The organism is Streptomyces sp. UW30, assembly GCF_008042075.1.
Taxonomy (GTDB): domain Bacteria; phylum Actinomycetota; class Actinomycetes; order Streptomycetales; family Streptomycetaceae; genus Streptomyces.
This window is the reverse complement of record NZ_RDBN01000037.1, coordinates 2,116,098-2,129,719: the sequence shown is the minus strand read 5'-3', so window position 1 is coordinate 2,129,719 and position 13,622 is coordinate 2,116,098. Positions and strand designations below refer to the sequence as shown.

Here is a 13,622-nt window from a genome sequence, read left to right as displayed (position 1 = left end):
CCGCCCGGTCCGGCCGGAGACCGTGGGGAGGGCTCCGGCCGGACCGGGGGCGGCCGGCACGGACCGAGGGGGGAAGCGACCGTGACGGCACCGTGGAGTGATCTCACGGAGAGGAAATGTGAAGGACATCAGTCCGGGAACGCGGGCAGAGGCCGCGCGGCGGCGGATCCGGCGCCACGGATCCAGGGGGGAGCCAGGGAGAGTTGTAGACCTGAGTGTCCGTCAACGTCAAGGCGCGACAAGGAAGTTGCTGTTGCCGCAGAGGCTTTCCGAGACCCTGGGCAGCCCATGACCCACAGGCAGCACACAACCAACACCCTTTTTACACAACTACCTTGACCCTCAGGTGTAACCACCGGTAACTTCCGGGCTTGGCTACTGCGGAGTACGAGAAAGCCCTTGCACCCGCCGGGAGTTGCGAGGGGACGTGCGCCGTGGGCGCTGTCCGCGCCAGGACAACGTGCCACTGATGCCCTACCCGCATTTTCTGCACCTGGGAGCAGTTATGGCCTCGTCCCCGGACGTCACCTCGTCCGCCGGCAACACCCCCGAGAACCCGGAAAGCGGTTCCGTGTCCGAAGCGTCCTCCGTGTCCGAATCCGCCGACGTCCCCGCGAGACGCGGACGGGTCCGAGCCCGCCGGGCCGCCGTGATGGCGGTGCCGGCCACCCTGGTCGCCGGCGCCCTCGCGGTCCTCACCGCCGAGGGCGCGCTGGGCGTTCAGTTCGCCATCTCCGGCATGCCCTTCACGGTCACCGCGACCGAGCTCAACGGCACCGGCTTCGAGCAGTTCGGCGGTCTCGACAGCATGGCGCCGGGCAGCCCCAACGAAGGCGACACCGGCGGCCAGGTCCTGGTCGTCACGTCCGCGATCAAGAACGCCACGCTCACGAAGCTGTGCCAGAGCGTCGACCTCGGCGGCACGAACCTGCTCATCACCGCGGGCGGCGGGGCGGAGAAGGTGAGCGCGACCGATCTGACCACCGACTCGACCGAGCTGTCGGGTGACGCGGCGTTCACCAACATCGAGATCGGCAACGACGCGAGCACCCTGACCAAGGCCGGGGTGAAGGGTCCGATCGGCGTCTTCAGCCAGCAGGCCGACACCGTACGCATCGCCAATCTGCGGCAGACCAACTACGCCACCACGGCCGGGGTGTTCAAGCTCCCCGGGCTGAAGCTCGGTTTCAGCAGCAAGGGCTGCTGATGAGCCGGGGACGGGATCTCCGGTCGGCCTTCCGTCAGTGGCGGGCCGACCGGCCGTTCTGGGGCGGGCTGCTGCTCGCTCTGGGCGGGGCGTGGATTCTGCTCACGATGAAGGCCTCGCTCAAGGTCATCCTGCATGTCGGCATGCAGGGGCTGGCCGGGTATCTGCTGCCGGCGCTGATGGTGTTGCTGGGACTGCTGACTCTCTTCAACCCGGCGCAGCGGCTCTTCTACTCGATCACCGGGGTCCTGGTCACCCTGGGCACCTGGCTCACGTCGAATCTCGGCGGGTTCTTCGTGGGGTTGCTGCTGGGTGTGGTGGGGAGCTGCCTGGCGTTCGGGTGGCTGCCGGATCAGGAGCCTCGGCGCAGTCGGCGCGAGCGTCGCCGTAGCGCCGTGGGGGCCGGCTGAGTCCGGCGGGTGCACAGGTGCGGGGGCTGGTCGTCCCGACGCGGCGGGGCCGCGGATCGATACGGCCCCGCGCCCCTAGTAGGTTGGCAGGGTGCACGCCAACTTCCAGGCATGTGTGTGTAGTTGACGACGCCGTGCCCGCCCCCAGGAGGCCCCATGCCCGCCGACGACATCGACACCGGACACCCCCACTCCGCCCGTATCTACGACTACATCATCGGCGGCAAGGACTACTACCCGGCCGACCAGGAGGCCGGCGACGCCATGGTCCGGGAGTGGCCGGCGCTGCCCGTCCACATGCGGGCCAACCGGGACTTCATGAACCGGGCCGTGCGGTATCTCGCCGAGGAGGCGGGGATACGGCAGTTCCTCGACATCGGGACCGGGATCCCGACGTCGCCCAACATCCATGAGATCGCCCAGTCGGTCGCCCCCGCGGCACGAGTCGTCTACGTCGACAACGATCCCCTCGTGCTCGGCCTTTCGCAGGGGCTGATGTCCGGTACGCCCGAGGGGCGGACGGCGTACATCGAGGCGGACATGCGCGACCCGGCGAGCATTCTCGACGCCCCGGCGTTCCGCGACACCCTCGATCTCAAGGAACCCGTCGCGCTCGCGGTCATCGCGATCGTGCACTTCATGCTGGACGAGCACGACGCCACGGGGATCGTACGGCGGCTGCTCGAACCGCTGCCCGCCGGCAGCTACCTCGCGATGTCCATCGGCACCGCCGAGTTCGCGCCGGACGAGGTAGGCCGGGTGGCCCGGGAGTACGCGGCGCGGGGCATGCCGATGCGGCTGCGCACCCATGGCGAGGCGGCGGAGTTCTTCACCGGTCTGGACCTCGTCGAACCGGGCATCGTCCAGGTCCACAAGTGGCGGCCGGACGGCACGGGCGCCGAGGTGGTCCGGGACGAGGACATCGCGATGTACGGCGCGGTCGCGCGCAAGCCGAGTTGAACCGGTTTGCGGACGCAAGCGCTACGGGCAGGCCGCGTTCCACTTCAGCCTCCCGCCAGCGGTTCATCACGATGTGGCAGCAACAACTCACGCCTTGTGGTTGCACACTTGACTACCGATGGTCACACGCGATTGGCTCCGCCAGAGCGAGAGTTCACCACGTCGGCGAACCTCCCGTTCGGCGCCGGCCGTTCTCTCGTTCGTTCCTCCGGCTCGGCCGCACAGCGAGGTGCCGCACCCTCATGAAGACTCCACCCCCCTCCTCCCCCCGGGTTCGCGTCGCGGCCCTCTCGGCCGCCACCTGTCTGCTGCTCGCCGGTTGCTCCGCCGTCGGCGGGACCGACGACGCGGCCGACACCGGCACGGCGGGAGGCGCACGGCTGAAGATCACCCTGATCACCCACGGCGGCGAGGGCGACGCCTTCTGGGAACTGGTGCAAAAGGGTGCGCAGGTGGCAGCCGCCAAGGACAACGTCGATCTGACCTACGCGGGCGACGACGACCCGGCGGGCCAGGCCGAGCTTGTGCGCGACGCGATCCGGCAGAAGGTCGACGGCATCGCGGTGACCCTGGCCAAGCCGACGGCGATGGCGGGTCCGGTCGCCGAGGCCCGCTCCGCGGGGATACCCGTGGTCGGCCTCAACTCAGGTATAGACGACTGGAAGCCGACGGGGCTCCTTGAGTACTTCGGCCAGGACGAGAGCGTCGCGGGCCGCGCCGTCGGCGACAAACTGGACGACCTCAAGGCCAAGCACGCCCTGTGCGTGATTCACGAGCGTGGCAACGTTGCCCTTGAGGCGCGCTGCGCGGGCGTGAAGAAGGCGTTCGGCGGCGAGACGGAGAACCTCTACGTGGACGGCACCGACATGGACGCGGTGACCGCGACCGTCGAGGCCCGGCTCGATCAGAACCCGGGCATCGACGAAGTGGTCACCATGGGCGCGCAGTTCGCGCTGGCCGCGGTGAAGTCGGTGGACCAGTCCCGCTCCAAGGCCCATGTCGCGACCTTCGACCTCAACAAGGACCTGACACAGGCGGTGCAGGACGGGGACGTGCAGTTCGCGGTGGATCAGCAGCCGTATCTCCAGGGCTACCTCGCGGTGGACTCGCTCTGGCTCTACCGCACGAACGGCAACACCCTCGGCGGCGGTGAGGCCCCCGTGCTCACCGGGCCCGCGTTCGTCACGAAGGCGAACGTCGCCTCGGTCGCGAAGTTCGCGGCCAACGGAACCCGCTGACCGGACAGTTCCCACCACGGTGTCACCAAAGATTCGGTCACGCATGACACATACGCTCACTTGTACGGATAGCATCCTGCGCACCCCCTGTGACGTGCCGGACACGCAGTCACCCCTCGCGCTCGTCCTGACGTCCCGCTCCGCTTCCGCGCTGATCCCGCCCGCCCTCCGCTGATCGCCCTAGGACGACAATGTCTCCACGGACAGGTCCCCGGCGCCGCCTCGGCTCCATACGTCTCTCCTTGATCCTGCTGGCGCTGGTGCCCAGCGTCACGCTCGCCGCCGTCTGGAGCGTGACGACGATCCAGATGTTCTCGGAGGGTCTGGGACTGCGGTCGCAGACCGGGTTGAGCAAGTCGACCGGGGCGATGGGCACCGAGGCCACGCTCGCGCTCCAGCAGGAGCGCAGCTACTCGGCCGTATGGCTCGCCACGCGCCAGGACGCGGCCCGCACCGCGCTGGAGGGGCAGCGCCGCAAGACCGACAAGGCGGTCGCCAAACTCCTCGCGCAGTCGGACGCGATCCAGCAGGCCCCCGCCCGGATCAAGGACCGGCTGTACTCGGTCGTCGCCTCCACGAGCAGCCTGGAGTACTACCGGGGCCAGGTGGACAACCCCTCCGACATCTCCGCCGTCCAGGCGCTGGGCCAGTACACGTCGATCATCGACGACCAGATCCACGCCTTCCAGGAACTCTCGCAGGTCGACGACGGCGACCTCACCTCGCAGGCCGGTCCGCTCGTCTCGCTGGAGCACGCGGCGGAACTGATGTCGCGCGAGGACGCGCTGCTGACGCTGGCCTCGCCGTCGCGGAAGATGGACCAGAAGACGTGGACCGAGTTCGCGGAGCTGGTGAACACCCGCCGCTGGCTCGTCGGGGACCAGATCCTCCCGTCGCTCGCCGGGACCGCGAAGGCGGAGACCGAGCGGATCCTGGGCAGTTCGCAGTGGCGGACCCTGGAGAGGGTCGAGGACCGGGTGCTCGCGGCGCGTGGCAACGGGAACATCACCGTGCCGGACGCGCAGAAGGAGTGGCGGGCCGCGTTGGTCACAGTCTCCGACGAGTACGAGGTCCTGATCCGCCGGCAGACGAGCGTGCTGCTGCAGCGCAGCGCCGACGACGCAAGCAATCTGCTGATCAAGGCCGCGTCCCTGAGCGCGGGCGGGCTGATCGCCCTGCTGCTGTGCGTCGGGATGTCCTGGCGGATCACCCGCTCGCTGTCCCGGCGACTGCGCGGCCTGCGGGAGGCGACCTTGGGCCTCGCCCAGGAGCGGCTGCCCGATGTGGTGGCCCGGCTGGAGCGGGGCGAGAAGGTCGACGTGGAGCTGGCGACGCCGCCGCTGGACTACGGCCACGACGAACTCGGTCAGGTGGCCACGGCGTTCAACACCGCGCAGCGCACCGCCGTGCACACCGCCGTCGAACTCGCCGACACCCGGCGCGGCTTCCAGAAGATCATCCTGGGCATCGCCCGGCAGAGCCAGAACCTGGTCAACCTCCAGCTCACCAAGCTGGACGCGCTGGAGCGGGCACACCAGGACCCCGAGGTCCTCAAGGGCCTGTACGAACTGGACTCCACCGCCAGCCAGTTGCGCCGCTACGAGGAGAACCTCGTCATCATCAGCGGCGAGCGCCCCGGCCGCACCTGGAGCGAGCCGGTCGCGCTGATCGACATCCTGCGCAGCGCGGTCGGCGAGGTCGCAGAGTACCGGCGGGTGGAGGTGCACACCGAGGAGGAGGTGCATCTCGCGCCGCCCGCGGTGGCCGACGTCATCCATCTGCTGGCCGAGCTCATCGAGAACGCCACGCTGTACTCCCCCGCTCCGGCGCCGGTCGGGGTGCGGGCCGCGATGGTGGCCAAGGGGCTGGCCGTGGAGGTCGAGGACCGTGGCCTCGGCATGTCCGAGGAGGAGTACGCAGCTTTCAACGCCCAGTTGGCCGAGCCCCCGCAGTTCGACGTGGTGGCGCTCGCCGACGATCTGCGGCTCGGCATGTTCGTGATCGGCCGGCTCGCACGGCGGCACGGCATCGCGGTCACGCTGCGCTCCTCGCCGTACGGCGGCACGACGGCGATCGTGCTGATCCCGCACGACGTCGTGGTGCGGGACCTGCCCGCGCCCGACCGGGAAGAGGTGGAGCACGCCGGAGCGGCCGAGCCGGAGGAGCCCGTACGGGATTCCCGGCCCGTCGTGCCGGCCCGCACCACCACCGCCACGGCGCCGGCCCCACGCGGTGACGGGCTCACGCCGCTGCCGCGCCGGGTGCCGCAGACCAGCCTCGCGGCCGAGCTGCGCGAGGAGTCCGCGCCCGCCGAACAGAACGGCCACGCCGACGACTTCACCGCCGAGCAGGCGGCCTCCTCCCTCGCCTGCTTCCAGCGCGGCACGCTCCAGGCCCGCGACGACACGGACGACGAAGCACCGGAGGCCCTCGGCACGCCGGACGACCAGGGCCCGGCCGTCCTCGCCCGGTTCCAGCGCGGCACGCTCCAGGCCCGCGACGGCAGTGGCGGGGGGACACCGGACGCGTCCGAGGCCGTGGACCAGCGGGTCCCGGCGGCGCGGCGGGCGCGTGACGACGCCGCCCCCGACAAGCCGCCCGCGGCCGACTCCGCGGCCCACTCCGTCGACGCTTCCCCGGCCGCCGCACCCACGTCCTCCACCCCGCCCGCCGACCGCTCATGAAGGACACCGCCATGACACGCCCCACCCCAGCCACGGACACCCAGCTCGACCAGTTGCTCACCGGACTCGTGGAGCGGGTCGCCGACGTCAACCACGCCGTGGTGCTCTCCGAGGACGGCCTTGTGGTGAGCAAGTCCACGGGGTTCCTGCGCGACGACGCCGAGCGGCTGGCGGCGACCGCGTCCGGCCTGATGAGTCTCAGCAAGGGCGTCAGCATGGATTTCAGAGGCGGACCGGTGCGCCAGGCGCTCATCGAGATGGCCAACAGCTATCTGATCCTCACGTCCGCGGGACCCGGCGCCCACCTCGTCGTCCTCACCAACCAGGGCGCGGACGTGGGCGTGGTGGCGTACCAGATGAACATGCTGGTGAAGAAGATCGGCGAGCACCTGTCGGCGGCACCGCGGGCCCATGTCGGCCCTGGCGCGTGAGGTGGGCGGAGACGATACGGCGGGCCGGCTGGTCCGTCCCTTCACGCTGACCGGGGGGCGGACCCGGCCCAGCCGTACCGACTTCACCCTGATCACGACCGTGACGGCGGTGGATCCGCGGCCGGAGCGGGTGCCGCGTCCCCAGCCCGAGCAGGTGCGGATCCTGCGGCGCTGCGCCCGGCCGATCGCCGTGGCGGAGCTCGCGGCCCATCTCGACCTGCCGGTCAGCGTGGTCGCCATCATGCTCTGCGATCTGCTGGAGGCCGGCCTGATCACCGTCCACCCGCCGCACCCCGTCACCCCCCGCAGCCCGGACCTGGACCTGTTGCAGAAAGTGAGGGACGGCCTTGGCCGGCTCTGACACCACCGTGGACGCGGTCGCACCGCCCGACACGGTCAAGATCCTCATAGCCGGCGGTTTCGGCGTCGGCAAGACCACCATGGTCGGGTCGGTCAGCGAGATCGCCCCGCTGCGCACCGAGGAACCCCTGACCACCGCCGGCCTGGGCATCGACGACCTGGACGGCATCGAGCAGAAGCGGGCCACGACCGTGGCCCTGGACTTCGGCCGGATCACCATCAGCCAGGAACTGGTGCTCTATCTGTTCGGTACGCCCGGGCAGCAGCGGTTCTGGTTCATGTGGAACGACCTGTCGATCGGCGCGCTCGGAGCGGTCGTCCTGGTGGACGTGCGCCGCCCGGAGTCCAGCTTCGCGGCCATCGACTTCTTCGAGCGCCGAGAGATCCCCTTCGTCGTCGGCGTCAACGGCTTCCACGGCGAACACCCCTACCCCGCCGAGGAGATCCGGGACTCCCTCGCGCTCCCGGAGCATGTGCGGGTGCTGCTGTGCGACGCGCGCGAGCGCGAGTCGTGCCGGGACGTGCTGATCGCCCTCATCGACCAGTTGATCGCGGACGCCCGCAAGGTGAGCTGAGCGGGCGCGGTCTCACTCGTCGGTGTCGGTGAGCGGCCGGTTCGCGGGGGCGACGATCCGGGCCGTCAGGTCGGGGCGGTGCATCGCGGGGTCGAAGGGGAACATCGGCCGGCGGATACGGTGGTGGCCGAGCCGCGGCAGGTCCTGGTCGACGCCGCCCGGGGTGAGCGCCATCTTCCAGTCGGCGGCCATGGCGAAGAGCTCGGGCTCGAGATAGCCGATCTTGACGATCACGACATCGGCCGCGCGGGCGTCCAAGTCCAGCTCGGTGAAGTCGCGTTCGAGGTGATACGGCTTGCGCAGCCGGGTCAGGATCACCTGCACGCTCCCGACCCGCAGCACGACCTCCGTCTCCGCGTCCCGGTCGCCGTGCCGGACCGAGTGCACCACGCCGGTCATCGTGAGCGGCCCGGCGTGCCGGTCGTCGACCTCGGCGCCCGCGGTGACGGTGACCGTCGCGCCGACGCCGGCCCGCACCGCCGTGTCGACCGCGGACGGCCCCGGCAGGGAGGCGTAGATGACGGCCGGCCCGGACGGGTCCTTGAACTCGGGGCGGGCCAGAACGCGTTCGAGGCCCCAAGTGACGTCACCGGCGCCGCCCGCCGTCGGGTTGTCGCCGGTGTCGCTGATGAAGTAGGGGCGGGCGCCGGCGGCGAGGGCCTCGTCGAGGCAGTCGTCGAGGGTGCCGGTGGGGGCGACGAAGGCGAAGTCGTGCCGCGCGTCCCAGAATCCGCGGGCCAGCCGCTCGGCACCCGCGGCGACGGCGGACTCGTCGGGGCCGGTGACCACGACCGCGGCGCGGTTGCGGGGCTCGTCCGCCCAGGCGTATCCGACCCAGATCGCGGCGTCGGTCACGCCCTCGGCCGAGGCCACCTCTTCCACGGCCGCGTACACGCTCTTCGCCGGCTCGATACGCGTGGAGGTCTGCTCCCCGGCCAGCAGCACCGGCACCGGGACCCACGCCTTGACCGGGCGCGGCGCGCCGCTTGCCAGGAGGTCCACGAGGTTGCGGGCGGCCCGCTCCTTGGTCTGGAGGGCGTCCTCGTGCGGGGCCATCCGGTAGCAGGTGATCAGGTCGCTGTGGTGGACGAGGGGGCGGGAGACGTTGCCGTGCAGATCCATGGACGTCGACACGAGGACGTCCGGGCCGATCACCTCACGGATGCGGGCGAGCAGGTCGGCCTCGGCGTCGTCCAGCCCCTCGACGGTCATGGCGCCGTGGATGTCGTACCAGAGGCCGTCGATCGGCCCCAAGTCCCGCAGCCGGTCGATGAGTTCCGTGGACAGCTCGGCGTACGCGGCGGCCGTCACCGTGCCGCCGGGCAGTGCCTTGCCGACCAGCGCCCCGCGCCAGTCGGCGGCTTCCCGCAGCGGCTCTCCCGGCGCCAGGAACGGGTATCGGGTGACGACGTCCTGCCCGCGCGATGGGTGGAAGGCGGCGGCCTCGGTGCGGGCCGGGGAGAAGGTCGAGGACTCGATGCCGAGGCCGCCGCCTTCCACCCATCGCGCGGGCAGGACGTCGTCACCCGATACCCGTTCCTGGCGCCGGGAGAGCCGCTGCGGGAAGCCGCCGACTGGCGCGGGGCGCTGGTCGGCAAGGCACTGCCCGGCGGCACGGTGACGGCCGCCGCGTACGCCGAGCTGTCCACGGAACTCATCGACCGGCTGCGGGACTTGGGCGGGCCGGCCGTCATCTACGCCTCCCTGCCGGGGCCGTCCGCGGTCGACGTCATCTACCGGGCCGGCGTCGGCGCCGAGGCCGGCTCGCTCGATGACCAGGTGCTCGGTGACCAGGGGGTGGCAGCCCTCGTACAACTGGCTGCGCACGGCGGCGACGAAGGGTTCGAGCGTGGAGAGGATGCCGCCGAGGTACACCGCGTCGGGGTTGAAGAAGTTGACGTTGGCGGCGAGCACCATGCCCAGATAGCGGCCGGCCTGTCGCACCGCCCGCGTGGCCTCGGGATCGGCGTCGGTGGCGAGCCGTACGACGTCCTCCGTCGACGTCACCTCCAGGCCGCGCTCGCGCAGGATGCGGACCAGCGCCGCGCCCGAGGCGACCGTCTCCAGACACCCGGTGTTGCCGCACGAGCAGGGGATGTCGTGGGCGGCCTCGACCCGGACGTGGGTGATCTCGCCGGCCGCGCCCGAACCGCCGCGGTAGAGGCGGCCGTCGGCGATGACTCCGGCTCCGATGCCGGTGCCCGCCTTCACCATGATCGCCTGGCGTTGACCGGCGGGCCGGACGCTGTGCTCGCCGACGGCCATGCAGTTGGCGTCGTTCTCGATGGCCACCGGGACCCCGAACCGCTCCTGCAGCCAGTCCCGTACCGGGAACCGGTTCCAGCCGGGCATGCGCGCGGGCAGCGTCACCAGGCCCGGCTCGACGTCGACCGGTCCGGGCAGACACAGGCCGACGCCCCTGAGGAGCTCTGGGCCGTGCCGGTCGGCGAGGCCCTGAAGGGTCTCGACCAGTCCGGGCAACGAGGCCTCGGGGCCGTCAGCCGTCGCGAACGGCACCGTGGAGGTGTCGGTGAGGCCCCCACCGGGGTGGACGACGCCGACGTGGGCGTGCTTGCCGCCGAGTTCGGCCGCCACGGCGTATCCGTCACCGCCGCCCAGCCGGAGGACCTTGCGCGGCCGGCCGCCGTTCGACGACAGGGTGCCCTCCTCGGTGACCAGGCCGTAGTCCAGGAGCTTGCCCACCGCGAACGAGACCGTCGACGGCGCGGCGCCGAGCAGTTCGGACAGCTCCGTGCGCGTGGACGCCTGTCCGGAGGCGAGGAGTTCGAGGATGCGCCGGGTCAACGACCCACTTTTTTCAGTCATGGACGAAGTTACTTCCGTCTTCTGCGGCCGGGACAGCGAGAGTAGGCCCGCGAAGACCTCTCCCGGCTATTTCCAGAACAGCAGAAACATACTTTTTACAGCGGCACTCCTGTTTCTTCGAACAGTCGGGGCTTTCACTGACTGCACCTCGCTTCTGTCCCCTGAGGAGAGTCATGTCCCCTGCTCGCACGAGACTCCTCGCCGCTGCCGCCGCCCTGTCCGCCGGCACGTTGCTGCTCGCGGGCTGCTCCGGGAGCAGCGGCGCGTCGTCCGGATCCCGCGACTCCATCAACTACGCGCTGCCCGCGAACTTCACGCCGAACTGGATCCTGCCGATCGGCACCGCGGCGCACCTGAACACCAACAACATCTCCATCGCGAACACGCTGTGGGAGCCGCTCATCGCCTACGACGGCTCGACCGGCGAGATCGCCTGGAACAAAGCCGGTTCGGTCGCCACCGACGCCGAGTTCGCGCCCGACAGCAAGAGCGTGCGGATCACGCTGGGCGACCGGCACTGGAGCGACGGCAAGCCGATCACCTCCCGTGACGTCCAGTTCTGGTTCGACCTGATCAAGGCGAACAAGACCGAGTGGGCGGGCTACAACCCCGGCCAGGCACCGGACAACTGGACTTCCTTCAAGACCGAGGACGACCGCCACTTCACGATCACCTTCGACAAGGCCTACAACCCGCAGTGGATGCTGGCGAACGAGCTGAGCTCCATCACCCCGCTCCCGCAGCACGTCTGGGACAAGGGCGGCGGCGCCAAGCAGGTGTGGACCGACCTCAACGACGCGGCGAAGAACATCGCCGGCTACGAGAAGAACGCGCTGTGGAAGACCATCAGCGGCCCGTACGCGGTCAAGTCGTACTCGACGGCCGGCAAGGTCGTCCTCACCGCGAACAGGAAGTACGACGGCGGCGAGAAGCCGGTCATCCCCACGGTGAACCTGCTTCCCTTCACGACGGCGGAGGCCGAGAAGAACGCCCTGCGCTCCGGCAGCGTCGACTACGGCTACATCGAGGCGACCGACCTCGACCAGAAGGACAGTTTCACCGCGCAGGGATACGAGGTGAAACCCTGGTCCGGATGGGCCATCACCTACATGCCGTACAACTTCAACAACCCCGCGATGGGCGCCGTGTTCAAGCAGCTGTACGCCCGCCAGGCAGTCCAGCGCTCCATCGACCAGAGCAGTCTCGCCAAGGTCGTCTTCAACGGCACGGCGGTCGCCGGCTACGGCCCGGTCCCGCAAGGACAGGCATCCGACTTCGTCTCGCAGGCGCAGAAGGACAACCCGTACCCGTTCTCGACGACGGCTGCCCGGGAGCTGCTGACCGGTCACGGCTGGACCGAGCAGGGCGGGGTGATGACCTGCACGGACCCCGGGAGCGGAGCCTCCCAGTGCGGTGAAGGCGTGGCCGAGGGCACCGAGTTCGAGATGCAGGTGCTGTCGCAGTCCGGCTCGACCGTCACCGACAACATGATGAGCGCGATCCAGTCCTCGCTCGCGAAGACCGGCATCAAGTTCTCGATCAGGACCGCGCCCGTCAACTCGGTCCTGGCGCAGACCCCGCAGTGCGAGGCGGACCAGTCGACCTGCAAGTGGCAGCTGTCCTACTTCGGCACGGCGGGCAGCTGGTACTTCCCCGCCTTCCCGACCGGTGACTCGCTGTTCCAGACCGGCGGCGGATCGAACTTCGGCAACTACACCAACCCGGCGGTCGACAAGCTCATCTCCGCCTCCACGACGTCGAGTTCGACCAAGGCCGTCCAGGACTACAGCGCCGCCCTCGCCAAGGACCTGCCGGTGATCTGGCTGCCGGAGCCCGTCTACCAGATCTCGGTCGTCAGGAGCGGCCTCGGCGGCTTCTCCCAGGACTCGCTCGCCAACTTCCACCCGGCGCAGTGGAAGTGGACCGGCTGACGCATGGACACGCTCCTGTATCTCAGCCGCCGGCTCCTCCAGGCCCTCGCCGTGATCCTGATCGTCACGATCGTGGTCTTCTGCCTGTTGCACGCACTGCCCGGAGGCCCCGCCCGCGGGATCCTCGGACCGCAGGCCACGGCCCAGCAGATCGCCGCGTTCAACCACGAGCAGGGGCTCGACCGGTCGCTGCCCGTCCAGTACGTCTACTACCTGCGCGAGCTGGCGCAGGGTGACCTCGGGACGTCGTACACGCTCAACGAGGCGGTTTCGCGGCTGATCGAGCAACGGCTGCCGAAGACGCTGGTGTTGACCGTGCTGTCCGCGCTGGCCGGGCTGCTGCTGGCCATTCCGCTCGGCATGTGGCAGGCCGTGCGGCGCAACAAGCCGGCCGACTACGTCATCACCACGCTGAGCTTCGTGGCGTACTCGACGCCGGTGTACTTCCTGGGTCTGATCCTGGTGCTGGTGTTCACCCAGACCCTGCGGTGGTTTCCGTCGCAGGCGCCCCAAGGGGACACGTTGGCCCAGGTGTTCGCGGATCCGGCGGCGCTGGTGCTGCCGGTCGTGACCGGGGCGGCGTCCATGGTGGCCGTGTTCAGTCGGTACATGCGGGCGGCGACGCTGGAGAACCTGTCCGAGGACTATGTGCGGACGGCTCGCGCCGGGGGTGCCGGGCAGTACGCGGTGCTGTTCCGGCATGTGTTCCGCAACTCCCTGACGCCGGTCGTGGCGATGCTCGGGTACTACGTGCCGGTGCTGTTCGGCGGGGCGTTGGTGGTCGAGCAGCTCTTCAACTACCCGGGGATGGGGCTGTTGTTCTGGAGCGCCGCACAGTCTTCCGACTATCCGGTGCTGCTGGGGTGCGTGCTCGTCATCTCCGTGGCGACGGTGGTGGGGACGTTGCTTGCGGATGTGGTGCAGCGGGTTGTCGATCCTCGGGTGAGGGAGGGGCGGGCGTGAGTGGTCGTGTTGAGGCTGCGGGACGGTGGGGGCTTGG

General features: G+C 70.0%; 11 protein-coding genes and 2 pseudogenes. 11 read left to right on the top strand and 2 right to left on the bottom strand.

Annotated elements, in window-relative coordinates:
- Positions 1–505 precede the first annotated feature (505 nt).
- The 8 genes from EAO75_RS28460 to EAO75_RS28425 all read left to right on the top strand — a co-directional run bounded on the left by EAO75_RS28460 (position 506) and on the right by EAO75_RS28425 (position 7,865).
- Complete coding sequence (locus EAO75_RS28460; RefSeq protein WP_147997847.1) at positions 506–1,207, top strand: DUF6230 family protein; 702 nt, start codon at positions 506–508, stop codon at positions 1,205–1,207.
- Positions 1,207–1,617: a DUF6114 domain-containing protein gene (locus EAO75_RS28455; RefSeq protein ID WP_147997846.1), complete on the top strand. Its 411-nt coding sequence runs from the start codon at positions 1,207–1,209 to the stop codon at positions 1,615–1,617. Before EAO75_RS28460 ends, EAO75_RS28455 begins: the two co-directional genes overlap by 1 nt.
- 156 nt (positions 1,618–1,773) lie before the next feature.
- Positions 1,774–2,577 (top strand): SAM-dependent methyltransferase, encoded by an 804-nt coding sequence (locus EAO75_RS28450; RefSeq protein WP_147997845.1) that lies wholly within the window; start codon positions 1,774–1,776, stop codon positions 2,575–2,577.
- A gap of 242 nt (positions 2,578–2,819) precedes the next feature.
- Positions 2,820–3,815, top strand: a complete 996-nt coding sequence (locus tag EAO75_RS28445) for a substrate-binding domain-containing protein (protein WP_147997844.1) — start codon at positions 2,820–2,822, stop codon at positions 3,813–3,815.
- A 191-nt stretch (positions 3,816–4,006) separates the two neighbouring features.
- Positions 4,007–6,499: a nitrate- and nitrite sensing domain-containing protein gene (locus EAO75_RS28440; RefSeq protein WP_147997843.1), complete on the top strand. Its 2,493-nt coding sequence runs from the start codon at positions 4,007–4,009 to the stop codon at positions 6,497–6,499.
- 11 nt (positions 6,500–6,510) lie between these two features.
- Positions 6,511–6,930: a roadblock/LC7 domain-containing protein gene (locus EAO75_RS28435; RefSeq protein WP_147997842.1), complete on the top strand. Its 420-nt coding sequence runs from the start codon at positions 6,511–6,513 to the stop codon at positions 6,928–6,930.
- Positions 6,911–7,291 (top strand): DUF742 domain-containing protein, encoded by a 381-nt coding sequence (locus EAO75_RS28430; protein ID WP_410092479.1) that lies wholly within the window; start codon positions 6,911–6,913, stop codon positions 7,289–7,291. The genes EAO75_RS28435 and EAO75_RS28430 overlap by 20 nt, the downstream gene beginning before the upstream one ends.
- Positions 7,278–7,865 (top strand): GTP-binding protein, encoded by a 588-nt coding sequence (locus EAO75_RS28425; protein ID WP_147997841.1) that lies wholly within the window; start codon positions 7,278–7,280, stop codon positions 7,863–7,865. Before EAO75_RS28430 ends, EAO75_RS28425 begins: the two co-directional genes overlap by 14 nt.
- Before the next feature lie 12 nt (positions 7,866–7,877).
- On the opposite strand, the gene EAO75_RS28420 is transcribed toward EAO75_RS28425, so the two are convergent.
- Positions 7,878–9,380: a M81 family metallopeptidase gene (locus EAO75_RS28420; RefSeq protein ID WP_147998117.1), complete on the bottom strand. Its 1,503-nt coding sequence runs from the start codon at positions 9,378–9,380 to the stop codon at positions 7,878–7,880.
- Between EAO75_RS28420 and EAO75_RS28415 the strand changes: the two are divergent.
- Positions 9,351–9,542 (top strand): annotated as a pseudogene (locus EAO75_RS28415) (M81 family metallopeptidase); the annotation flags it as partial. The gene EAO75_RS28420 and the pseudogene EAO75_RS28415 overlap by 30 nt on opposite strands.
- A gap of 57 nt (positions 9,543–9,599) precedes the next feature.
- On the opposite strand, the pseudogene EAO75_RS28410 reads toward EAO75_RS28415, so the two are convergent.
- Positions 9,600–10,691: pseudogene (locus EAO75_RS28410) on the bottom strand (ROK family protein); the annotation flags it as partial.
- Positions 10,692–10,864: 173 nt separating this feature from the next.
- On the opposite strand from EAO75_RS28410, the gene EAO75_RS28405 reads away from it, so the two are divergent.
- On the top strand, positions 10,865–12,622 hold the full coding sequence (locus EAO75_RS28405; protein WP_147997840.1) for a peptide ABC transporter substrate-binding protein: 1,758 nt from the start codon (positions 10,865–10,867) through the stop codon (positions 12,620–12,622).
- Positions 12,623–12,625: 3 nt separating this feature from the next.
- Positions 12,626–13,585: an ABC transporter permease gene (locus tag EAO75_RS28400; protein WP_147997839.1), complete on the top strand. Its 960-nt coding sequence runs from the start codon at positions 12,626–12,628 to the stop codon at positions 13,583–13,585.
- The last annotated feature ends 37 nt before the right edge of the window (positions 13,586–13,622 follow it).